The organism is Achromobacter pulmonis (assembly GCF_002885955.2).
Taxonomy (GTDB): domain Bacteria; phylum Pseudomonadota; class Gammaproteobacteria; order Burkholderiales; family Burkholderiaceae_B; genus Achromobacter; species Achromobacter pulmonis_A.
The window spans coordinates 558,652-579,691 of record NZ_POQS01000001.1 but is presented as its reverse complement, the minus strand read 5'-3'; the positions used below and the strand labels follow the sequence as shown (position 1 = coordinate 579,691).

18 protein-coding genes are annotated in these 21,040 nt (G+C 69.8%); 6 read left to right on the top strand and 12 right to left on the bottom strand.

Annotation, left to right across the window (positions count from 1 at the left end):
- Entirely contained in the window at nucleotides 1-978 is a 978-nt protein-coding gene (locus C1I89_RS02640) for a GGDEF domain-containing protein (protein WP_102771244.1), read from the top strand.
- Between the two features lie 24 nt (nucleotides 979-1,002).
- On the opposite strand, the gene C1I89_RS02635 is transcribed toward C1I89_RS02640, so the two are convergent.
- Nucleotides 1,003-2,211 carry an MFS transporter gene (locus C1I89_RS02635; RefSeq protein ID WP_258231317.1) on the bottom strand — a complete coding sequence of 403 codons (1,209 nt, stop codon included), beginning with the start codon at nucleotides 2,209-2,211 and terminating at the stop codon, nucleotides 1,003-1,005.
- 91 nt (nucleotides 2,212-2,302) lie between these two features.
- On the opposite strand from C1I89_RS02635, the gene C1I89_RS02630 reads away from it, so the two are divergent.
- Nucleotides 2,303-2,758 (top strand): Lrp/AsnC family transcriptional regulator, encoded by a 456-nt coding sequence (locus C1I89_RS02630; protein ID WP_102771242.1) that lies wholly within the window; start codon nucleotides 2,303-2,305, stop codon nucleotides 2,756-2,758.
- A gap of 5 nt (nucleotides 2,759-2,763) precedes the next feature.
- Here C1I89_RS02630 and C1I89_RS02625 read toward each other — a convergent pair whose 3' ends face one another.
- The 4 genes from C1I89_RS02625 to C1I89_RS02610 all read right to left on the bottom strand — a co-directional run bounded on the left by C1I89_RS02625 (nucleotide 2,764) and on the right by C1I89_RS02610 (nucleotide 8,697).
- Nucleotides 2,764-3,924: a metallophosphoesterase gene (locus C1I89_RS02625; protein ID WP_102771832.1), complete on the bottom strand. Its 1,161-nt coding sequence runs from the start codon at nucleotides 3,922-3,924 to the stop codon at nucleotides 2,764-2,766.
- Between the two features lie 86 nt (nucleotides 3,925-4,010).
- Nucleotides 4,011-5,240 (bottom strand): alpha-hydroxy acid oxidase, encoded by a 1,230-nt coding sequence (locus C1I89_RS02620; protein ID WP_102771241.1) that lies wholly within the window; start codon nucleotides 5,238-5,240, stop codon nucleotides 4,011-4,013.
- 103 nt (nucleotides 5,241-5,343) lie between these two features.
- Nucleotides 5,344-6,207, bottom strand: coding sequence for an archaetidylserine decarboxylase (gene asd, locus C1I89_RS02615; protein WP_102771240.1), 864 nt, complete (start codon nucleotides 6,205-6,207; stop codon nucleotides 5,344-5,346).
- 135 nt (nucleotides 6,208-6,342) lie between these two features.
- Nucleotides 6,343-8,697 (bottom strand): cytochrome P450/oxidoreductase, encoded by a 2,355-nt coding sequence (locus C1I89_RS02610; RefSeq protein ID WP_102771239.1) that lies wholly within the window; start codon nucleotides 8,695-8,697, stop codon nucleotides 6,343-6,345.
- Nucleotides 8,698-8,811: 114 nt separating this feature from the next.
- Here C1I89_RS02610 and C1I89_RS02605 point away from each other — a divergent pair, with 114 nt between their 5' ends.
- Nucleotides 8,812-9,648, top strand: a complete 837-nt coding sequence (locus tag C1I89_RS02605; RefSeq protein ID WP_102771238.1) for an IclR family transcriptional regulator — start codon at nucleotides 8,812-8,814, stop codon at nucleotides 9,646-9,648.
- Here the strand turns inward: C1I89_RS02605 and C1I89_RS02600 are convergent.
- Nucleotides 9,633-10,571, bottom strand: a complete 939-nt coding sequence (locus C1I89_RS02600) for a LysR substrate-binding domain-containing protein (protein ID WP_102771237.1) — start codon at nucleotides 10,569-10,571, stop codon at nucleotides 9,633-9,635. The two genes, C1I89_RS02605 and C1I89_RS02600, sit on opposite strands and share 16 nt — an antisense overlap.
- Nucleotides 10,572-10,697: 126 nt before the next feature.
- Here C1I89_RS02600 and C1I89_RS02595 point away from each other — a divergent pair, with 126 nt between their 5' ends.
- Together C1I89_RS02595 and C1I89_RS02590 are read left to right on the top strand one after the other, a co-directional pair.
- On the top strand, nucleotides 10,698-11,660 hold the full coding sequence (locus tag C1I89_RS02595; protein WP_102771236.1) for a Bug family tripartite tricarboxylate transporter substrate binding protein: 963 nt from the start codon (nucleotides 10,698-10,700) through the stop codon (nucleotides 11,658-11,660).
- Complete coding sequence (locus C1I89_RS02590) at nucleotides 11,657-13,249, top strand: sulfatase family protein (RefSeq protein WP_102771235.1); 1,593 nt, start codon at nucleotides 11,657-11,659, stop codon at nucleotides 13,247-13,249. The genes C1I89_RS02595 and C1I89_RS02590 overlap by 4 nt, the downstream gene beginning before the upstream one ends.
- Before the next feature lie 16 nt (nucleotides 13,250-13,265).
- Here the strand turns inward: C1I89_RS02590 and C1I89_RS02585 are convergent, their stop codons facing one another.
- The 6 genes from C1I89_RS02585 to C1I89_RS02560 form a co-directional block, all read right to left on the bottom strand.
- Nucleotides 13,266-14,897: an ATP-binding cassette domain-containing protein gene (locus tag C1I89_RS02585; RefSeq protein WP_102771234.1), complete on the bottom strand. Its 1,632-nt coding sequence runs from the start codon at nucleotides 14,895-14,897 to the stop codon at nucleotides 13,266-13,268.
- A gap of 113 nt (nucleotides 14,898-15,010) precedes the next feature.
- On the bottom strand, nucleotides 15,011-16,036 hold the full coding sequence (locus C1I89_RS02580; protein WP_108627523.1) for an alpha/beta hydrolase family protein: 1,026 nt from the start codon (nucleotides 16,034-16,036) through the stop codon (nucleotides 15,011-15,013).
- 24 nt (nucleotides 16,037-16,060) lie between these two features.
- Nucleotides 16,061-16,930 carry an HpcH/HpaI aldolase/citrate lyase family protein gene (locus C1I89_RS02575; protein WP_102771232.1) on the bottom strand — a complete coding sequence of 290 codons (870 nt, stop codon included), beginning with the start codon at nucleotides 16,928-16,930 and terminating at the stop codon, nucleotides 16,061-16,063.
- 11 nt (nucleotides 16,931-16,941) lie between these two features.
- Nucleotides 16,942-17,655: a response regulator transcription factor gene (locus tag C1I89_RS02570; RefSeq protein ID WP_102771231.1), complete on the bottom strand. Its 714-nt coding sequence runs from the start codon at nucleotides 17,653-17,655 to the stop codon at nucleotides 16,942-16,944.
- 256 nt (nucleotides 17,656-17,911) lie between these two features.
- A complete protein-coding gene (locus C1I89_RS02565) occupies nucleotides 17,912-18,382 on the bottom strand; it encodes a hypothetical protein (protein WP_102771230.1) in 471 nt (156 codons plus the stop codon).
- 31 nt (nucleotides 18,383-18,413) lie between these two features.
- Nucleotides 18,414-19,535, bottom strand: coding sequence for a 3-deoxy-7-phosphoheptulonate synthase (locus C1I89_RS02560; RefSeq protein ID WP_102771229.1), 1,122 nt, complete (start codon nucleotides 19,533-19,535; stop codon nucleotides 18,414-18,416).
- Between the two features lie 227 nt (nucleotides 19,536-19,762).
- On the opposite strand from C1I89_RS02560, the gene C1I89_RS02555 reads away from it, so the two are divergent.
- A complete protein-coding gene (locus C1I89_RS02555; protein WP_102771228.1) occupies nucleotides 19,763-20,989 on the top strand; it encodes an EAL domain-containing response regulator in 1,227 nt (408 codons plus the stop codon).
- Nucleotides 20,990-21,040: the final 51 nt, after the last annotated feature.

The window sequence follows — 21,040 nt, the reverse complement described above, 5'->3', positions numbered from 1 at the left end:
ATGCTCAGTACTCCGTTCAATATCGTCGCGGCCAGCGTCCAGACGCTGGCCCCAGGATCGCCGGCCGGGCTGGATGCGACGGAGTGCGGGCAGGAACTGCAGCGCCTGCGCGAGGTGGTGGCCCAGTACGAGGCCCTGTTCCAGACGGCGCCGGTGCTGATCAACGCTTTCGGGCCGGACGGCCGCTGCACGCTGTGGAACGAAGCCTGCGAACGGCGTTTCGGCTGGTCGAGCGCCGAGATTATGGCCGCCAGCGAGCCGCTGGCGCTGTTCTATCCCGATCCGCAGCTGCGCCAGCGGGTCATCGACACCGTCGGCCCGCAGCCCAGCCGCTCGTTTCGCGAATGGCATCCGCTGGCGCGCAACGGCGAGCGCCTGTCGGTGTTGTGGTCGAACATCCGCCTGCCCGACGGCAGGGTGATCAATATCGGCATGGACGTCACCGACAGCCGGCGCACCGAGGCCGCGCTGGCCCGCATGGCGCGGGTCGACAGCCTGACCGATTGCTGGAACCGGGCCGAGATCCTCAAGCGCGTGGAAGACCGGCAGGCCGAAGCCCGGCATGGCGAAGACGGGCCGAATACGGTGCTGATGCTGGACATGGACTATTTCAAGCAGGTCAATGACCGCTACGGGCACCTGGGCGGCGACGCCGCGCTGCGCCATTTCTGCGATCAGCTGCGCGCCTGCGTGCGGGAATGCGATTCCATCGGCCGGCTGGGCGGAGAGGAATTCCTGGTGCTGCTGGCCGGCGCGGACGTGGACGTGGCGCAGGCGGTCTACGCGCGGCTGCGCGCCAGCCTGCGCCAGAACCCGGCCGAGATCGACGGCGAAGCGGTGACGCTGTCGGTCAGCGGCGGCATTGCGCGGTTTTCGCCCGACGACGCGAATGCCTCGGACGTGCTGCGCCGGGCCGATTTCGCGCTTTACCAGGCCAAGCGCGCCGGCCGCGATTGCGCGGTGCAATACCGCATCTGAATCCCCGAAGCGCCTCCCCGCCGGTCAGGCGGCGGCCCGTCCGCGCGCGGCGCGCCCGCGGTTCAGGCGCCAGTGCAGGCCCGCGGCCGCGCAGGCCAGGGCGGCGGCGGCTGCCAGTCCCAGCGCCTCGAAGCCGGCGTGGGTATAGATGGTGCCGGCGATGGCGGTGCCCAGGCTGGAACCCAGGTAGGTGGTGCAGGTGTTCAGGCCCAGCACCGCGCCGCGTTCCTCGGGGCGGGCGCGCGATAGCAGCAGCACCAGCAGGTTGAGGCTGAGCTGCGAGGCGGCGCCCCACAGCACGGCGACGGCGAGCACCGCGGCCAGCGAATGGGCCGCCGGCAGCAGGCCCAGGTAGACCATGGCGATCACGCCCAGCGCCAGCGGCAGCGCGCGGCGCGGGCCGGCGCGTTCGATCAGCGGCGCGCCCGTCACGCCGGCCAGCAGAAAGCCCGCGCCATACGCGAACGCGATAAAGCCCACCTGTCCGGCCGATAGCGCCAGCAGCGCGCGCACGTGATCGGCCAGGAACGCGTAGACGCCGTAGAAGGCGGCGGAGAACGCCAGGCAGCCCAGCAGCAGGACCGGCACGTCGCGGTAGGACAGCGGCGCCAACAGGCGCGACAGGCGCAGCGCAGCGGGGTTGGCCGCGCGGCGCTCGGGCAGGCGTCGCAGGCCCAGCACGGCGACCGCGGCGCACAGCGCCAGCGTGGCGTAGGTGGCGCGCCAGCCCACCGCGTCGGAAATCAGGGCCGACAGCGGCACGCCGGCCACCAGCGACACCGACCAGCCGGCGATCACGCGCCCCAGCGTGCGCGCTTCCTGTCCCGGCGGGGCGATCAGGGAGGCCGAGCCGTAGGCGGCCGGCAGGATCACGCCGGCCGCGCCGCCGGCCAGGGCCTGGGCCAGCGTCAGCACGATCCAGTGCGGCGCGGCCGCGGACAGGACCAATGCGGCGATCAGCACGGCCATGGCGCCCAGCAGCGCGCGCCGGATGCCGATGCGGTCGATGCGCGCGGCCAGCAGGAAGGCGCTGGCCGCCGTGGCCGCGCCGTAGGCCGAGATGGCGGTGCTGATGGTCAGCGCCGAGGTCGAGAACGAACGCGCCACGTCGCTCAGGATGGGGCTGAGCGCCAGGCCGTTGGAACCCACCACGCTGACGGCGAACATCAGCGCGGGGACGGAAGAAACTGGGGATTTGGACAGCGAACTGCTGGGGGTGTCACGATTCGGCATCCGGGGATTTTATTGGAATAAAATAAGGGTTAACTCCTATATTCCCTTATTCCATAAAAGTTCGAATGCCGTTCGGCATAACACGATTCCAATGTCAGACCTAGACGACCGCGACCGAAAACTGTTAACGCTGCTGGCGGCCGACGCCACGCCCAGCTATGCGGAGCTGGGCAAGATGCTGAACCTTTCCGCCCCGGCGGTGCACGAGCGGGTCAAGCGCCTCAAGCGCGACGGGCTGATCAAGGGCATCGCCGCCCGGCTGGACGGCGCGCGCATCGGGCGCCCGCTGCTGGCCTTCGTGCACGTGGACACGGCCAACTGGACCATTACGCAGCAGGTGCTGGGGCTGGCCGAACTGAACGAGGTGGAAGAGATCCACACCATCACCGGCAAGAGCGCGATGCTGCTGAAGGTGCGGGTGCGCGATACCCAGGCGCTGGAGCTGTTGCTGGCGCGCATCCACCAGATCGAGGGCATCACCAACACCACCAGCGATATCGCCCTGACCAGCTACCTGGAGCGCGGGCCGCTGCCGGACAACGCCTGAGGCGATCAACACGAGCGCAGCCGCAGCCGCGTGATTTCGGAGGGCGCGCCCAGGCGCTTGGGCGGGCCCCAATAGCCGGTGCCGCGGCTGACGTAGACCCACATATTGCCCAGGCGGTGCAGCCCGGCGGTGTAGGGCTGCTGGAAGCGCACGAAGTATCCCCACGGAAAGAACTGGCCGCCATGCGTGTGGCCGGACAGCTGCAGGTTGAAGCCCAGCGCTTCGGCCGCGGCGGCGCTGCGCGGCTGATGGGCCAGCAGGATGCGGGGACGGGCGTCGGCCGGTGCGCCGGCCAGCGCGCCGGCGGGACTGCTGCCGTGCCGGGGATCGTAGGCGCCGGCGCCGTAGTCGGTGACGCCGGCCACCACCATCGGCAGGCCCAGGGGATGGATCACCGCATGCTCGTTCATCAGCACGCGCAGGCCCAGGCGGCGGAACTCCGCCACCCAGGGCGTGACGCCCGAATAGTATTCGTGGTTGCCGGTGACCAGGTAGACGCCGTAGGGCGCGCGCAATTCGCCCAGCGGGCGGGTGTGATCGGCCAGCTGCTCCACGCTGCCGTCGACCACGTCGCCGGTGATGGCGACCATGTCGGGCAGCAGCCCGTTGACGGCGTCGACGATGGCGCGGACGTAGTTCCGCTTGATGGTGGGACCGACGTGGATGTCGCTGATCTGCACGATGGTGAAGCCGTCCAGGTCGGGCGGCAGGTTCGAAATGGGCACGTCCACGTCGACGATGCGGGCGCGCCGCCGCGCGTTGACCAGGCCCACCAGCGTGCCGCACAGCGCCAGCAGCGCGACCGCCCAGGCGCTGAACTGGCGCAGCGCGCGCCAGGGCGGCGAGACGTCCAGCGGCAGCGTGGCCAGCCAGCCCAGCAGCAACAGCGCGTCGCGTATCACCGTCAGCACGAACAGCGACGAGAACAGCCCCATGGCGAAGAGCCCGACCCAGGCATTGCGGTCGCCCCAGGGCGCGTGCATCGAGGAGCGGGCCAGCATGCCCAGCGGAATCAGGATGCAGGACAGCGCCAGCAACAGTATGGCCGCCGCCGAGCCGGCGCCGCCCAGCAGGGCGTCGGGGATCAGGCGTGCGCCCACATAGACGTGGGCCAGCGCGCCCAGGGTCAGGAAACGCAGGAAAAACGTGGATTGGCGTAGCGACATCGGCGGCGCGGGCGCGCCCGGGGCGCGCATGGCAAAAGAACCGCCATTCTATGCCGGGGCCGGAGCGCCGCTGATACGAATCTGCCTTAATCTGCCAGGCTCTCGCGGGCCAGCAGGCCTGCGTCCATTTCGCGCAAGGTATTGATTCCCAGCATGGCCATGTTGCGGTCGATCTCGGCGCGCAGCAGGCCGATGGCATGCGCCACGCCGGCCTCGCCGCCGACCGCCGCCGCATAGTTGAAGGGGCGGCCCACGAACACGTGGCGCGCGCCCAGCGCCAGGGCCTTGAGCACGTCGCTGCCGCGGCGGATGCCGCTGTCCATCATCACCGTCATGTCCCCGGCGGCCGCGACCACGCCGGGCAGCGCGCGCAGCGGCGAGATCGCGCCGTCGAGCTGGCGGCCGCCGTGGTTCGAGACGATGACGCCGTCGGCGCCGTGGCTGCGGGCCAGCGCCGCGTCCTGCGGGTGCAAGATGCCCTTGATGATCAGCGCGCCGGGCCATTGCCGGCGGATGCGGGCCACGTGTTCCCAGTTCAGGTGGTCGCGCGCGCTGAAGTCGCGCAGCACCGAGGCCGAGACGATGGGCGCGCCGCGCGTGGCGAAGGAATTCTCGAAATGCGGCATGCCGTGCTTGAGCAGCGTGCGCAGAAAGGTGCCGGCCAACCAGCGCGGGCGCGTGACGCCGTCCCAGGCCAGCCGCAGGCTGGGCTTGAGCGGCGTGGAAAAGCCGGTGCGCACGTTGTTTTCGCGATTGGCCGACACCGGGATGTCCACCGTCAGCACCAGGGTTTCGAAACCGGCGCGGCGCGCGCGTTCGACCAGCGCGTCGATGCGCTGCGGATCGCCCGGCAGATAGGCCTGGAACCAGGTGCCGGGCGCTTCGCGGATCACGTCTTCCAGCGGAATCAGCGAAGTCCCGCTGAGGATGGCCGGGACGCCTTGCGCGCGGGCGGCGCGCGCCAGCACGATGTCGCCGCGGTAGGTCGACAGCGCGCTGATGCCCATCGGCGCGATGCCGAAGGGCGAGGCGTAGCGGCGTCCGAACAGTTCGGTCTGCTGGCTGCGGCGCGACACGTCCACCAGCACGCGCGGCGCGAACGCGTAGCGGCCGAAGGCCTCGCGGTTGCTGCGCAGCGACTGGTTGTCTTCGGCCGCGCCGGCGATGTAGCCGAAGATCGGGCGCGGCAGGCGGCGGCGCGCGGCGGCCTCGAAATCATCCAGCGACAGCATGCGTTGCAGCGCGCGCGGCAGCGGCCGCGAGGCCTCGGCGGGGCTGCTGCCGGGAACGGTGACGGACGGAAGGATGGATGTCATGGCGGGCCCGCAAAAGCCCGTAATCTAGCAACGCGGATTCATCGCATAAAGCGAATAAATCCCGACATCCAGATTCGATTTTGGAGAACAAGCCCTGCCGGCTTCAGGCCGGCAGCGCCATCAGTTCGCCCATGCGCACGGGGCCCAGCACCGCGGGCGTGTCGGCCCAGCGGATCTTGCCCGGCCCGAACAGCACGATGGCGGTCGAACCCAGCTTGAAGCGGCCCATTTCGGCGCCCTTGGCCAGATGGATGGGCGCGCGCGCGGCGTCGTCGTAGCGCACGGCGCGCACGCGGCGCTTGTGCGGCGTGACCAGCCCGGCCCACACGGTTTCGATGGAGGCCACGATCATCGCGCCCACCAGCACCAGCGCCATCGGCCCGTATTCGGTGTCGAAGATGCAGACCACTCGCTCGTTGCGCGCGAACAGGCGCGGCACGTTGCGCGCCGTCAGCGGGTTGACCGAGAACAGGCGGCCCGGGACGTGGATCATTTCGCGCAGCGTGCCGGCGACCGGCATGTGCACGCGGTGATAGTCCTTGGGCGAGAGGTAGACGGTGGCGAATTCGCCGCCCTGGAACGGCGCGGCGCGTTCGGCGTCGCCGCCCAGCAGCTCGGCCAGGCCGTAGGAATGGCCCTTGGCCTGGAAGATGCGGCCGTGCTCGATGGCGCCCATCTGGCTGATGGCGCCGTCGGCGGGGCAGACCACCGAACCCGGCTCGTCGTCGCAGGGGCGCGCGCCTTCTTTGAGCGCGCGGGTGAAGAAATCATTGAAGCAATCGTAGGCCAGCGGATCTTCCTGCAGGGCCTCGCGCATGTCCACGCCGTAGCGGCGCACGAAACGCGAGATCATCCAGTTCTTGACCGCGGGTTCCCGGCAGTCGGCGGCCAGACCGAAAAGGCGCGACACCAGGTGGTGGGGCGCGAGGTACTGGCTGGCGAGAAATAATTGGTCTTTGATCGGCATGCTTGGGAAGGCCCGGCGACAAAAAAACGCGTCCCGCGTGTTGCGGGACGTCGTGATGAGCGGGGCATGGATTGTAACGCGTTCAGGCCCGTTTCAGGCGAATGCGCGGCGCCGGGCGTTGCGGCGCGGCGCGCGCTACAGCTCCAGCACGATGCGGCCTTCGCGGGCGCGCGAGCAGCAGGCCATCATGCGCTGGCCGGCCTCGCGTTCGGCGCGCGTGAGCACCACGTCGCGATGGTCGATGGCGCCGTCCAGCACGCGCACCTCGCAAGACCCGCAAAGCCCTTCCTCGCAATCGCTCTGCACGTCGATGTTGGCGCCGCGCAATGCCGCCAGCAGGGTCTGGCCGGCCGGCACCTGCACCACGATGCCGGAGTCCTTCAGCTCCGCCTCGAACGCGTGTTCGCGCGACGGGTCCAGCGTGGCCAGGCTGGAATGGAAATGCTCCACGCGCAAGGCGTCCTCGGGCCAGTGCGCGCAGGCCTGCTGCAGCGCGCTCAGCATGCGCTCGGGACCGCAGGCGTAGATCTGGGCGCCGGCGTCCGGCCGGGCGAGCAGGGCGGCGAAATCGTTGCGGCCGCCTTCGTCGCCGACGTGCAGGTGCAGGCGCTCGCCGTGCAGCCCGGCCAGTTCGTCCAGCAGCGCCATGCAGCGGCGGCTGCGGCCGCTGTAGTGCAACTGGTAGTCCAGGCCCAGTTCGCGCGCGCGGCGCGCCATGGCGCTGATGGGCGTGATGCCGATGCCGCCGGCGATGAGGATCAGGCGCGCGGCGCTTTCGTCCATCCGGAAATGATTGCGCGGCCCGCGCACCCGCACGCTGCTTCCGGGGCGCAGGTGTTCATGCACCCAGGCCGAGCCGCCGCGGCCATCGGCCTCGCGCAGCACCGCGATCTCCAGCGCGCCGCTGTCGGCCGGGTCGCCGCAAAGCGAGTATTGGCGCGACAGCCCGGTGTCGCCGCATTCGATGTCGATGTGGGAGCCGGGCGTCCAGCGCGGCAGCGGCTTGCCGTCGGGCGAGGCCATGCGGATGCGCGCGACGCCGTCGGCCGCGGCGGCGACCGAGGTCACCACCAGCTTGCGGCTGATGGCGTGGGTCGAGGGTTCGCCGATGCGCACCGGCTGGCTGCGGGCCAGCAGCGAGGGATCGCGGCGTTCGGGATTGGCGGCCGGGTCCCATTCCACCCACAGGTGTTCGGGGCCGCGGAACGAGGTGTTGGGTACATAGGTGAAGCGCTGCTCGGCCAGGCGCAGGTGCGGCAGCCGGCGGGTCAGCTCTTCCAGGAAGATCTGCATCTCCATGCGCGCCAGGTTCTTGCCCATGCACTGATGCGCGCCGTAGCCGAAGGTCAACTGGTCGCTGGCGTTCTCGCGGCGGATGTCGAAAAAGTCGGCGTCGGCGAAATGGCGCTCGTCGTGGTTGGCCGAGGACGACACGATCAGCAGCTTGGCGCCGGCGGGGATCGCGACGCCGGCGATCTCGGTGTCGCGCGTGGCCAGGCGCCGCCACGCGGCGACCGAGCCGTTGTGGCGCAGGCATTCCTCGACCGCGTTGGGCAGCAGGCCCGGGTCTTCGCACAGCTCGCGCCAGGCCTCGGGGTGCTGCAGCAGGAGCTTGATGGCGTTGGCCGAGGCGTTGGCGGTGGTCTCGTGCGCGGCGACGATGCCGGCCATCATCATCGAATGCAGATAGGAGTCGGTGACCACGTCGGGGAATTCGCGCTGCTTGCGGATGCCGTACTGCATCCAGCCCGGCGCGTCGGGGTCCTGGCGCATCTTGTCCAGGATCTTGCCCGCCAGCTGCCAGAAATTGCCCACGGCATGGGCCACGGCGACCTGTTCTTCGGGCTTGGGCCGGCCCCAGGTGTTGACGGTGTGCGCGATGGAATATTCGCGCAGCCGGTCCATGTCTTCCTCGGGCACGCCCAGGAAGTGCAGGGCGACCGTCAGCGGCACTTCCCACAGCATCTGGTCGACCAGGTCGGCGCGGCCGTCGTCGATGAAGCGGTCCACGTATTCGCGGGTGAGCCGGCGCACCATGGGCTCATGGTGCTTGAGGGCCTCGGGCGTGAACGGGTCCATCAGCGCGCGCCGGCGCGCCATGTGGGCCGGCTCGTCTTCGTTGACCAGGGTGCGGTTCATGGCGTAGCCGTAGCTTTCCAGCACGGCGTTGGCCTCGGGGCCGGTGGGGGTGATTTTTTCCAGCGCGATGGACGGGCTGAAGGTGTGGTTGTCGCGGAACACGGCCTTGATGTCGTCGTAGCGCGTGACCACCCAATAACCCAGCTTGGGGCTGTAGAACACCGGTTCCTGTTCGCGCGCCCAGCGCACGTATTCGGGCGGGTCCTGCTGGTAGCCGTCGCCGAAGGGGTCGAACTCGGCCGCCCGCGGGCTGACGGGACAGCCCCGGGCCGCGGCCAGGGCGGCGTGGTCGACGGGACAGCCGCCGGCGTTGCCGGCGGGCGAAGGCGATTGCGGGGAGGGCTGGGCCATGACGATCACTCCGGATTACAATTGCGTAAATCATATACGCATAGCGTAAATTTTCAATTGGGGTAATCTCCGGGCAGGTCAGCCGCCGGCTGACGGCCTATCCCTCGCGCCGCCATGAGTCAGACTTCCGAATCCAGCCCCAATTCCGTCCCGTCCGCCGACGCGCCGCGGCCGCGCCAGCGGCGCCAGCGCGTGCAGGCCGCCGAAACCGGCATGGTGGTGTTGAAGGAGCTGGGCCGCCTGGGCGGGCGCGCCAGCCTGACGCTGCTGGCCACGCGCCTGGAGGAAAGCCCGGCCAAGGTGCACCGCTATCTGGTGAGCCTGATGGAGGCGGGCCTGGTGGCGCAGGACGCCGCCAGCCAGCAGTATTTCCTGGGCCTGGAAGCGATGCTGCTGGGCCTGGCGGCCCTGCGCCAGGCCGATCCCATCCGCCTGGCCGAACCCGGGCTGATCCGGCTGCGCGAAGGGCTGGAGGTGACCTGCTTCATCGCGGTCATGGGCAACAAGGGGCCGACCATCGTGCGCTTCGAAGAGCCGGGCCTGCCGGTCACGGTGAACGTGCGCATGGGCTCGGTGCTGTCGATGCTGTGGTCCGCCACGGGCCGGGTGTTCCTGTCCCTGCAGGACGACGCGCGGGTGCGCGCCCTGGCGGAGGCGGAATTGGCGCGCGCCCCGGCCGAGCTGCGCGCGCAGCTCGACCCCGCCGATCCGATCGGCCGTCTGCGCCGCGAGGTGCTGGAACAGGGCTGCGCCACGGTGCGCGACACCAACCTCAAGGGCATCAGCGCCGTGTCCGCGCCGCTGCTCAATCATGACGGCCGGCCGTGCGCGGCGCTGACCGCGCTGGGCGCCACCGGGGGTTTCGATCCATCGCCGGACGGGCCCATCGCCCGGGCGCTGCGGCGCGAGGCCGAGGCCGCCAGCGCGCTGCTGGGCTACCGGGCCGGCTGAGATCCGTCCGCGGCCTGGCCGCGCAGCCACGCCAGGGCCGCCTGCACCGCGGGCGCGCCGGCCGAGTTGCGGTTGATCACGGCACCGATGTCGCCGAAGTTCGCCTCCAGCCGCAGCGGCAGGATGGCGACGCCGCCTTGCCGTTCGCAATAGCGCGCGATCGCCCGGGGCAACGCCGCCAGCCAGTCGTGCCGCGCCAGCAGCGCAAGCGTCGCAAGCAGTGAGTTGGACTGCAGGCTGGACGCCGGCGCGCGCACGCCGGCGCGCAGAAAAGCCTCTTCCAGCCGCTCGCGCATCAACGTGTCCTCCAGCGGCAGCACCCAGGGCCAGCGCGCCAGTTCCCCGGTTTCCAGGGTGTCGCGGCCGGCCAGAGGATGGTCGGGGCGCGCGACGGCCACGATCGGTTCCTCGTACAGGCGGATGACGTCGCAGTCCGGCGGCAGCATGCGGCTGGCCAGGCGTCCCAGCACGATATCGAGTTCGTCGCGGGCCAGCTTTTCCAGCAATTCGTTGAGCGCGCCCTCGACCAGCTTGATCTCCAGCCGCTCGACCTGCGGCATGAGGTGCGCGACCAGCTGCGGCGCGAGCCTGGGCGCGGCCGAGGGCAGGGTGCCCAGGCGCAGCAGGCTGGCGCCGCGCTCTTCGGCCGCCTGCAGTTCGGCGGCGACCCGGTCGGCCGCGCCCAGGCTGTAGCGGGCGTGGCGCACCATAACCATTCCGGCATGGGTGGGGTGGCTGCCCTGGGTTCCGCGTTCGAACAGGGCGTAGCCCACCTGTTCTTCCAGCTGGGCCAGGGCCTTGGAGGCGGCGGGCTGCGACATGTGCATGCGCTCGGCGGCGCGCCCGAGATGCCGCTCGTCGTCCAGCGCGACCAGCAGTTCGGCGTGGCGCCGCTTGAGGTGGGTGCCGGCTCGCTTGGTCATGGCCGAACATATCCTTGCGGTTATGAATAGTTCAGTTTATTTCATTTCACAGCGCCCGAGCCGGCTGGGCATACTTGCCGCTCGATAGATCAGGCGCCGGGACAGGGCGCCGGGATGGAGACAGCAATGAAAAGGTTGTGGATGGCCCTGGCGGCGGGCTGGGCCTGCGGCATGGCGGCGCCCGGCGCCGCGGCCGAGGCGTATCCGGCGCGGCCGGTGCAGATCGTGGTGCCGTTCGCGCCGGGCGGCGCGGTGGACGTGCTGACGCGCCAGCTCGCGCAGCGCCTGGAGCCGCGCGGCTACACGCTGGTGGTGGAGAACAAGCCGGGCGCGGGCGGCAATATCGCCGCCGGCCAGGTGGCGCGGGCCGCGCCGGACGGCTATACGCTCCTGATGGGCACCACCAACACCCACGGCATCAACAGCGCGCTGTACGACAAGCTGCCGTACGACCCGTTGCGCGACTTCGCGCCGGTCGGGCTGGTGGCGGACAACGTGGTGGTGCTGTTGGCCAACGCCGACTTTCCGGCGTCCACGCTGGCCGAGGCCGTCAGCCTGCTCAAGCAGAACCCCGGCAAGTACACCTACGGCTCGCCCGGGCTGGGCACGGTGCACCAGCTCGCCATGGAACAGCTCAAGCGGGCCGCGGGCCTGGAAGTGGTGCATGCGCCGTACAAGGGCGCCGCGCCCGCCATGGCCGACCTGGTGGCCGGGCACGTGCCGCTGATGATAGGTGGGATCGCCCCGGCCATTCCGTTCCTGGCGTCGGGCCGCGTCAAGGTGCTGGGCGTGGCCAATACCGAGAAATACGCCGCGCTGCCGGACGTGCCGCTGTTCTCCGACGTGGCCGCCAACGTCGGAGTGCGTTCGTGGATCGGCCTGTTCGCGCCCGCGGGCACGCCGCAGGCCGTGCTGTCGCGGCTGAGCGAGGACCTGCGGGCCGTGCTGACCGACGCTTCCTTCGCCCAGGCGCTGCAGCCGCTGGGCATGGTGCCCATCTACATGACGCCGCAGGCGTTCGGCGACATGGTCGCGCGCGACATGCCGGCCTGGCGCGCCGCGGTGGAACAGTCCGGAGCGAAGCAATGACCCCGGCCGCCCAGCCCGTGAACTTCCTGCTGTTCATCACCGACCAGCATCGCGCCGACCATGTCGGCGCCTATGGCAACCGCGTGGTCCGCACGCCCAACCTGGACCGGCTGGCCGCCGGCGGCTGGCGCGCCGACAACATGCACGTGGCCACGCCCATCTGCATGCCCAACCGGGCCAGCCTGATGACGGGGCGCTACCCTTCCGCGCACGGCGCGCGCCACAACGGCATCGCGCTGTCGCTGCGCAGCCGCACCTTCGTCGAAGCCATGCGCCAGGCCGGCTACGGCACCTCGCTGGTCGGCAAGGTGCACCTGCAGAACATGACCGACATCGCGCCTTCCTGGCCGGTGCGGGCCGAAGACCGGCTGCCGCACGAGGCCGTGACGCCCGACGCCGGGCGCTACGACCAGGAGCTGCGCAAGCTGTGGCTGGAGCGCGACGACCACGACCTGAGCCTGCCGTACTACGGCTTCGAGCAGGTGGACCTGGTCGACGACCATAGCGACGACGTGCACGGCCATTACCGCCGCTGGCTGCGCCGCGAGTATCCCGAGGTGGAAGCCATGATCGGCCCGGCGCAGGCCACGCCCGCGCCGGAATACGCGCTCACGCAGATCCGCCAGGCCTGGCGCACGCGCGTGCCGGAAGCGCTGTATCCCACCGCCTATATCGCCGACCGCAGCATCGAGGCGCTGCGCGGCTACGCGGCGCAGGGGCGGCCGTTCTTCATGCAGTGTTCGTTTCCGGACCCGCACCATCCGTTCACGCCGCCCGGCCGGTTCTGGGACATGTACCGGCCCGAGGACATGGAGCTGCCGGCGTCCTTCCATTCGGCCGAGCCGCCGCCTCCCCACGTGGCCTGGCTGCGCGCCCAGCGCGACGCCGGCACGGCGATCAGGCACACGCCGGCGATCTTCGCCTGCAACGAGCGCGAGGCGCGCGAGGCCCTGGCGCTGAACTACGGGTCCATCGCCAATATCGACAACCAGATCGGCCGCGTGCTGGCGGAGCTGGACGCGCTGGGCCTGGCCTCCAACACGGTGGTGATCTTCACCAGCGACCACGGCGACTACCTCGGCGACCACCAGCTGATGCTGAAGGGGCCGATCCACTACCGCGGCCTGACGCGGGTGCCGTTCATCTGGCGCGATCCTGCCTCGGCCGGCCGCCCGGGCGCGGCCAGCGTAGCCTTGCTCAGCACCATCGACGTGGCGCCCACGGTGTTGGCGCGCGCCGGCGTGCAGCCCTATAACGGCATCCAGGGCCGCGATATGGCGGGCCTGATCGCGGGGCGCGAGACGGCGTTGCGCGACGCGCTGATGATCGAAGAGGAAGGCCAGCGCGTGATCCTGGGCTTCGACAGCCGCATCCGCTGCCGCACGCTGCTGGCCGAGGGCTTTCGCGCCACGGTGTACGACGGCGCGCGCTGGGGCGAGCTGTACGACCTGGCGCGGGACCCGCATGAAACGCGCAATCTGTGGGACGACCCGGCCCACGCCGGCGTGCGCGCCCGGCTGATGGAGCGCCTGGCCTACGGCATGCTGGAACACATCGACACCAGCCCGTATCCCACGGCGCTGGCCTGACCGGCCCGGGGACGGCTTACGCGGCCTTGGCGCCCAGCTTGGTCTGGTACAGCCAGTTCTTGTAGTCGTCCAGGTCGCCGTCGAAGGGGCTGACCTTGCCGTCGGCCACGATGATGAACTGGTCGGTGGTGGCGCGCAGCAGATGGCGGTCGTGCGACACCAGCACCAGCGTGCCTTCGAACTGCGCCAGCGCCGAGGTCAGCGCCTCGCGGGTTTCCAGGTCCAGGTGGTTGGTGGGCTCGTCCAGGAGCAGCAGGTTGGGGCGCTGCCACACGATGAGCGCCAGCGCCAGCCGCGCCTTTTCGCCGCCGGAGAACGGCGCGATGGAACTGGTGGCCATGGCGCCGTTGAAGTTGAAGCTGCCCAGGAAGTTGCGCAGCTCCTGCTCGCGCACGTTGGGCGCGGCCTTGGTCATGTGCCACAGCGGCGATTCGTCGTGGCGCAGCATCTCCACCTGGTGCTGGGCGAAATAGCCGATCGACAGGCCCTTGTTGAACTGCGTGTCGCCGGCCAGCGTATCCAGCTCGCCGGCGATGGTCTTGATGAAGGTCGACTTGCCGGCGCCGTTGATGCCCAACAGGCCGATGCGCTGGCCCGCCTGCAGCGAGAAATTGATGCCCGAGACGATGATCTTGTCGGAGGCGGCCTGCGTGTCCTCGTCGATGCTGCGGTAGCCGGCGCTGACCCGGTCCATGGTCAGCAGCGGATTGGGCGCGCGCAGCGGCTCGCGGAACTCGAACGAGAACTCGGCGGCCGCGCGCAGCGGCGCCACTTCCTCCATGCGCGCCAGCGCCTTGATGCGGCTTTGCGCCTGGCGCGCCTTGCTGGCCTGCGCCTTGAAGCGGTCGATGAAGGATTGCAGGTGCGCGCGCTGGCGCATCTGCTTCTCCATCATGCCCTGCGCCAGTTCGAGCTGGGCGGCGCGCTGGCGTTCGAAAGACGAATAATTGCCGGAGTAGCGCTTGAGCTTGCGTTCGTCGATATGGACGATGACGTTGACCACGCCGTCCAGGAAATCGCGGTCGTGCGAGATCACGATCAGCGTGCCGGGATAGCGCTTGAGCCAGTCCTCCAGCCAGATGATGGCGTCCAGGTCCAGGTGGTTGGTGGGCTCGTCCAGCAGCAGCAGGTCGGACGGGCACATCAGCGCCTGCGCCAGGTTCAGGCGCATGCGCCAGCCGCCGGAGAAGCTGGTCAGCGGCAGATGCATCTGCGCCTGGGTGAAGCCCAGGCCGGTCAGCAGCTGTTCGGCGCGCGAATGCACGGTGTAGGCGTCGGCGTCGGCCAGCGCGGCGTAGATGTCGGCCATGCGCAGGCCGTTCTCGGCGCTTTCGGGCTCGGCCTCCAGGGCCGCCAGCTCGGCTTCCAGGCGGCGCAGCGTGACGTCGCCGTCGATCGCGTATTCGATGGCGGGACGGTCCAGCGCGGGCGTCTCCTGCGCCACGTGCGCCATGCGCCAGTTCGCCGGGAAGTCCAGGTCGCCCTGGTCCGCGTGCAGCGTGCCGCGCAGCAGCCCGAACAGGCTGGACTTGCCGGCGCCGTTGGCGCCGATCAGGCCGATCTTGTCGCCCGGGTTCAGGAGCAGGTCGGCGCGGTCGAGCAGCGGCTTGACGCCGCGGGCGAGTGAAACTTGTTGGAAGCGGATCATGGAGGAGCTGGCGCGGCCGCGCTCCCGCCGCAGGCTGCGGCGCAAAGAGGGACCGGGGAAGGGTCGGTATTGTACAGATCCCCGGTAGGCGCCCTAAGCCCGCGATCGGGTCCTCACCTTGGCAGACCGGCGGCAAGCGCCTGCAGGGCAAGTTGAACGGCGGACTTGTGAACTTCTTGACGATCGACGCCGGGGAGGTCGATGCACAGTTCCGGCTCCAGCTTGCGTCCAGCCTCAGTCCCGGCGCAGAGCAAGGTGTAGTGTCCGACATGAGCGCCAAGAGAATGCAGTTTGCAACGCGGCAGTCGTTCCGCCAGCCACATGGCGCAGGGTTCGATAGGCGCTTCACGGTCGGCTTCTCCCGCCAGCACGGTCACGGGAACCGCGATCTCGGCGAGGCTGTTCGGCGTGAAGGCGCGCACCGGCGGCGCGGGAGCAAGGGCGACAACGACCCTTACCCGCGGGTCGGCGCAGGAAGCGGACTGGCGCTCCCACGATGTTCGAAAGACCGCGCTATCACGCAGCAACGGTTCAATATGACCACCGAGGCCCGGAAATTCGCGCGGCACCCGGCCGGAGTCTGAAGTTCCAGCCCATTGGTTGAAGCGATCCATATCGGTGATTGCGCCGAGAATGGAGACAGCCGTATATCCGCCAAGAGAGAAGCCGACGCACGCGACCCGTGAGGTATCGAGGCGGCCAGCGAAAAAACCCTCGTTTGCGAGCGAATCGAGCGCTACGGATAGATCCCGCGGACGTTCCCACCAGCACAGGAAACCCTCGGGTCGGTATGGCTCAGAAGCGGTATTGCCGTGATGATCGACACCGATCACCACGTACCCGGCGGCAGCCAAGGCTCGGGCGATCCAGCCCAGGCTCGTCGCCGTTCCGCCGGTGCCGTGCGAGAGCAGCACGACGGGGTATTGCCGCCATTTCTCGTTGATCGGCGCGTCGCGCGCGACCGTTCCCATGAGGAACAGGGGCTCCGTGGAGGGGACTGCGAGCGGTCGTTCGACCGCATCGGGGCTCGCGGTGTACCACGCGTGCCAGCGAATAGGGCGTGGTCCGTCATTCGACCAGTTCCGGCGAGAGGCATCGTAGGCATGACCTTGCCGATAGCCGACCTTGGAGCTTTCCATAGATACCCTCCTGACTTGCGCATTTCAAGCCCGCGCGATGGCCTCGGCCAGCGCCAGCACGCGCAGCGCTTCCTGCGCGTGCAGGTTTTCCACCAGCGCGCCGTCGACCACGGCCACGCCCTGGCCGGCAGCCTGCGCCGCGCGCCAGGCTTCCAGGCGCCGGCGCGCGCCGGCCAGTTCGTCCTCGGTGGGCGCGAACGCGGCGTTGGCGGCCGCGATCTGTTTCGGGTGGATCAGCGTCTTGCCGTCGAATCCCTGGTCGCGCCCCTGCTTGCAGGCCGCGGCCAGGCCGGTGTCGTCGTGCAGGTCCAGGTGCACGCCGTCCAGCACGGCCAGGCCGTGGGCGCGCGCCGCCATCACCGCCAGCGAGCGCGCCAGCAGGGTTTCTTCGCGTGACGGCGTGTGGCGGGCGTGCAGGTCCTTGACCAGGTCGGAGGTGCCGACCACGATGGCGGCCAGCCGGGGATGCCCGCCGGCGATGGCGTCGAGGCGCAGAAAGCCCAGCGGCGTTTCCGCCATCGCCCATAGCGGCAGGCCGGCGGGCGCGCCGGCTTCGTCCAGCGCCTGCGCCAGCGCCGCCAGTTCGGCGGCCGACTGCACCTTGGGCAGCAGCACGGCGTCGGCGCCGGCGCGGGCGATGACGCGCACGTCGTCGCGGCCCCAGGGCGTGTCCAGCGCGTTGACGCGCACCACGCATTCGCGCCGTCCGTAGCCGCCGGCGCACAGGGCGGCGGCTACCTGTTCGCGCGCCTGCGCCTTGGCGTCGGGCGCGACGGCGTCTTCCAGGTCCAGGATCAGGACGTCGGCGTCCAGGCTGCGCGCCTTGTCGAGCGCGCGGGCGTTGGCCCCCGGCATGTACAGGACGGAACGGCGGGGACGGATAGGGGAGTGCATGGTCGGGATTCTCAGGGTTGGACGCCGCCGACGATCTGCACGGGTTCGGTGCAGACGTAGCCCACGCCGTAGACGGTGCGGATGCCGAGGTCGCCGCCGGTCTGTTCGCGCAGCTTGCGGCGCAGCCGGTGCACGTGCGCATCGAGCCGGTGGGTGTCGTAGGCCGCTGCGCTGGCGCCCAGGGCCTCGATCAGGCGGGCGCGCGACAGCGGCAGCGGGGCGGCCTGGACCAGGGCGCCGACCAGCCGGCTTTCGGTGTCGGTGATGTCCACGCGCACCTGCCCGGGCGAGAGCAGCACGCGGCGCGCCGGATCGAAGCGCCAGCCGCCGGGCCGGGCCTCGCCGTCGCCGGGCACCACGCGCAGGCGGCGGGCCAGCGCCACCAGGGTGGCGCCCAGCTCGGCCAGGTTGACGGGTTTGGTCAGGTAGTGGTCGGCGCCCAGGCTCAGGCCGGACACCTTGTCTTCGCTCAGCAGCCGTCCGGTGAGCATGATGATGCCCATGGACGGAAAGCTGGTGCGCAGGTGCGATACGCGGGTCAGCGCGTCGCCGTCGGGCAGCATGGCGTCCAGCACCAGGATGCCCGGGGTCACGTCGAGCAGCAGGCGGTCCAGCTCGGCCAGCGAGCCGGCGGTGAGGATGGGACCGCCCAGGCCGAGGTCGGCGATGAACTCGGCGATGGTATCGCGCCAGTCCCGGTGGTCGTCGACGATGACGATGGTCACGGCGAATATGGCGCCAGCGCTTGCACGAGGGGCGCTCCAAGGGCTAACACGCTATCCGCTCCTTCCATCCGAGGCTTGTTATCGGCGGAGAATATCATCAACGCCGCACTGCGGCATCGGTAAGCGGGCGCAGGCAGGGGTGGTCAAAAATTGAGCAGCCCCTGCGGCATCGCCCGAAAGGCCATCAGCCGTGCGCGCGAGCCATTCTTATCCACAGAAATTGTGGATAAGCGCCGGACCTGTGGATACCGCCGCTTCAGGCGGGCAGGCGCTCGACCGGAACGCCCGCGGGCACCTGGCGCAACCGGTCGCGCGTGATGCGCAACGCGGAAAAGCGCGTTTTGCGCGCCGCGGCATTCTGCAGCAGGACGGACAGCACCGCGCCCTTGTCCTGCACCCACTGGGTCTTGCCGCGCAGCAGCTTCATCGCGTTCTCGGCCGTGCCCAGGCGGTAGGACATGGCGTCGATCTGGATGGTGTGCCTGCCGTCGAAGCGCGAGGCGTCCTGGTCGGTGAGCGCGGCGGCGTCGAGGTTGCTGCTTTCGTGGTCGATGCGGTAGATGAACTGCAGGCCGCTATGCGGGTCCTGCACCACGATGAGCTTGTCCGAGCCGGAGACGTCGGACAGCATGCCGATCACCCGCGACTCGACCAGTTGGTTGCCGCGCTGCTCCTGCGTGTACAGGAAGATGGTGGGGAGGGGCGGGGCGGAGAAGCTGCTTTCCATATCGAAGACACCGTGCCTGTGACGCCGCCTTTTACGCCCGGGCGCGGCGCTGGCGCACCGCCTGCGCCAGCATGTCGAGCACCGGCTCGGTCTGGATCCAGCCCAGGCAGGCGTCGGTGATGGAGACGCCGTGGCGCAGCGGCTGGCCGGCCTTGAGGTCCTGGCGGCCTTCTTCGAGGTGGCTTTCGATCATGACGCCGGTGATGCGCGCGTCGCCCGCGGCCAGCTGGGCCGCGATGTCGCGCGCCACGTCGACCTGGCGCAGGTGCGACTTGTTGGAGTTGGCGTGCGAGCAGTCGATCATGACCTGTTCGCGCTGGCCGGCGGCGCGCAGCGCGGCGCAGCTGGCGTCGACGCTGGCGGCGTCGTAGTTCGGGCCCTGTTTGCCGCCGCGCAGGATGACGTGGGTGTCCTGGTTGCCGCGGGTCTCGAAAATGGCGGCCATGCCCATTTTGGTCATGCCCATGAAGGCGTGCTTGGCGCTGGCGGCCACCATGGCGTCGGCGGCGATCTGCACGCCGCCGTCGGTGCCGTTCTTGAAGCCCAGCGGACAGCTCAGGCCGGAGGCGAGCTGGCGGTGGCTGGGGCTTTCGGTGGTGCGCGCGCCGATGGCGCCCCAGGAGATCAGGTCGGCGATGTACTGCGGGCTGAGCAGGTCCAGGAATTCGGTGGCGATCGGCAGGCCCAGGCCGCTGATGTCCAGCAGCAGTTCGCGCGCGCGGCGCAGGCCTTCGTTGATGCGGAAGCTGCCGTCCAGGCGCGGGTCGTTGATATAGCCTTTCCAGCCCACCGTGGTGCGCGGCTTCTCGAAGTAGACGCGCATGACGATGAGCAGATCCTTGCGGTAGTGCTCGGCGGCGGCGCGCAGGCGGCCGGCGTATTCCATGGCCTGGTCGCGGTCGTGGATGGAGCAGGGGCCGACCACCAGCACCAGGCGGTCGTCGCGGCCGTGCAGCACGTCGGCGATTTCGGCGCGGCTGCGTTCGACCAGCATCTGGATTTCGCTCGATACCGGCAGTTCGTCCTGCAGCAGGGCGGGTGAGATCAGCGGCCGCACGGCGCCGATGCGGGTGTCGTCCGTGCGCGTATTGTCCTGGGTGGAGTCGGCCGTACCGACCTCGCGGTCGTGCAGGGGATCGTCAATGCGGGTCAAGGGAAGCTCCGTGCCGTAGATGCGGGAAAGACCGCCATTATCGCACCGCGCAGCCGTCCGGTTGCCTACGTCCGGCTGATGGGCCGATTTCTACGTCTATCGGCGACGCTATGGCATTAACCCGTTAGCGATAAGGACAGGTCCTGCACCGATAACGTAGCATTGCGGCTACAGTGTTCCTGCGGCCGCCTGCAAGGGCCCGCCCTATTCGACTAGGACGGTAGACAATGCCTAAGACCGACGCCGGCGCGACCCGACGGATTCTTCTCGTGGAAGACCATCCCGTCGAACGCGCCTATCTGCAGAACGTGCTTCTGGCGTTCGGTTTTCGGCGGGTGGCGGGGCTGGGCAGCAGCGCCGAGGCCGTCGGCGCGCTGACGCGCCAGTTCTACGACGTGGTCATCAGCGACATCGTGGTGGGCGAGGGCGACGGCACGCGCCTGCCCAACGAGCTGCGCCGCCTGGTCGACGCCGGCCGCCTCAAGCGCATGCCTCCCATCATCTGGATCAGCAGCCTCAGCGACGAGCTGCTGCAATCGCACGTGCGCCTGGCGCTGCAGGCCGGCTGCCCGTCGGCCCAGGCGCTGTCCAAGCCGGTTTCGCGCAGCGCCCTGCAGCAGGCCATGAAGACCGCGCTGCGCAGCATCGACGAACACGACGCGGCCTCGCCGCAGCCGAATGCCGTGCGCCGCGACGTGATGGAAGTGGCGCTGGGGCACGCGCTGATCACCGGCCAGGGCATGAGCGTGGTGCTGCAGCCGCAGATGAGCCTGTCCACGGGCCGCGTGCTGGCGGCCGAGGCGCTGTCGCGCTGGGAGCATCCCGAACTGGGCGCCATACCGGCGGTGGATTTCGTGCCGGCCGCGCACCGGCTGGGCCTGGACCGCATGCTGTTCAGCCGTGTCACCGACCGCGTCATCGAGGTGCTCGGCCGCATGCATGCCCAGGACATCGCGGTGCCCATCGCGATCAACGCCTCGGCGTCCACGCTGTGCACCCGCGACCTGCCCGCGCTGCTGGAGCAGCGCGTCGGGCAGGCCGGCCTGCCGGCGCGGCTGGTCAAGGTCGAGCTGACCGAGGACGAGCCGGTCACCGACTGGCTGGCGCTGTCCTCGGTGCTGAACCTGCTGCGGGTGCGCGGCTTCGAGCTGGCGATGGACGATTTCGGCGCCGGCATCGCCTCGATGCGGCTGTTCTCGGCCATGCCGTTCACCGAGCTCAAGATAGACCGCGACTTCATCGTGCACATGCATCGCGAGCCGGCCTCGCGCGCGGTGGTGGCCGCCGCGATCGAAATGGGCCGCGTGCTGGGCCGCCGCGTGGTGGCCGAAGGCGTGGAGCACGAGCGCGACCTGCAGCTGCTGCGCGAACTCGGCTGCGACGTGGCGCAGGGCTACGGCATCTCCATGCCGCTGGAGCCGGACGCCTTCATCGAATTCTGTCGCCAGCACTGAACGGCTTGACCGCAATCAAGCGCTTGCCCGCGGGCCGGCGGGCAGGCGGCC

What these genes read in the sequence shown, in the direction of transcription:
- asd (WP_102771240.1), bottom strand. Translation starts at nt 6,207, where the DNA reads ATGCCGATCAAAGACCAATTATTTCTCGCCAGCCAGTACCTCGCGCCC.
- C1I89_RS02640 (WP_102771244.1), top strand. Translation starts at nt 1, where the DNA reads ATGCTCAGTACTCCGTTCAATATCGTCGCGGCCAGCGTCCAGACGCTG.
- C1I89_RS02575 (WP_102771232.1), bottom strand. Translation starts at nt 16,930, where the DNA reads ATGCACTCCCCTATCCGTCCCCGCCGTTCCGTCCTGTACATGCCGGGG.
- C1I89_RS02625 (WP_102771832.1), bottom strand. Translation starts at nt 3,924, where the DNA reads ATGTCGCTACGCCAATCCACGTTTTTCCTGCGTTTCCTGACCCTGGGC.
- C1I89_RS02555 (WP_102771228.1), top strand. Translation starts at nt 19,763, where the DNA reads ATGCCTAAGACCGACGCCGGCGCGACCCGACGGATTCTTCTCGTGGAA.
- C1I89_RS02595 (WP_102771236.1), top strand. Translation starts at nt 10,698, where the DNA reads ATGAAAAGGTTGTGGATGGCCCTGGCGGCGGGCTGGGCCTGCGGCATG.
- C1I89_RS02610 (WP_102771239.1), bottom strand. Translation starts at nt 8,697, where the DNA reads ATGGCCCAGCCCTCCCCGCAATCGCCTTCGCCCGCCGGCAACGCCGGC.
- C1I89_RS02635 (WP_258231317.1), bottom strand. Translation starts at nt 2,211, where the DNA reads ATGCCGAATCGTGACACCCCCAGCAGTTCGCTGTCCAAATCCCCAGTT.
- C1I89_RS02580 (WP_108627523.1), bottom strand. Translation starts at nt 16,036, where the DNA reads ATGGAAAGCTCCAAGGTCGGCTATCGGCAAGGTCATGCCTACGATGCC.
- C1I89_RS02565 (WP_102771230.1), bottom strand. Translation starts at nt 18,382, where the DNA reads ATGGAAAGCAGCTTCTCCGCCCCGCCCCTCCCCACCATCTTCCTGTAC.
- C1I89_RS02600 (WP_102771237.1), bottom strand. Translation starts at nt 10,571, where the DNA reads ATGACCAAGCGAGCCGGCACCCACCTCAAGCGGCGCCACGCCGAACTG.
- C1I89_RS02620 (WP_102771241.1), bottom strand. Translation starts at nt 5,240, where the DNA reads ATGACATCCATCCTTCCGTCCGTCACCGTTCCCGGCAGCAGCCCCGCC.
- C1I89_RS02585 (WP_102771234.1), bottom strand. Translation starts at nt 14,897, where the DNA reads ATGATCCGCTTCCAACAAGTTTCACTCGCCCGCGGCGTCAAGCCGCTG.
- C1I89_RS02605 (WP_102771238.1), top strand. Translation starts at nt 8,812, where the DNA reads ATGAGTCAGACTTCCGAATCCAGCCCCAATTCCGTCCCGTCCGCCGAC.
- C1I89_RS02590 (WP_102771235.1), top strand. Translation starts at nt 11,657, where the DNA reads ATGACCCCGGCCGCCCAGCCCGTGAACTTCCTGCTGTTCATCACCGAC.
- C1I89_RS02630 (WP_102771242.1), top strand. Translation starts at nt 2,303, where the DNA reads ATGTCAGACCTAGACGACCGCGACCGAAAACTGTTAACGCTGCTGGCG.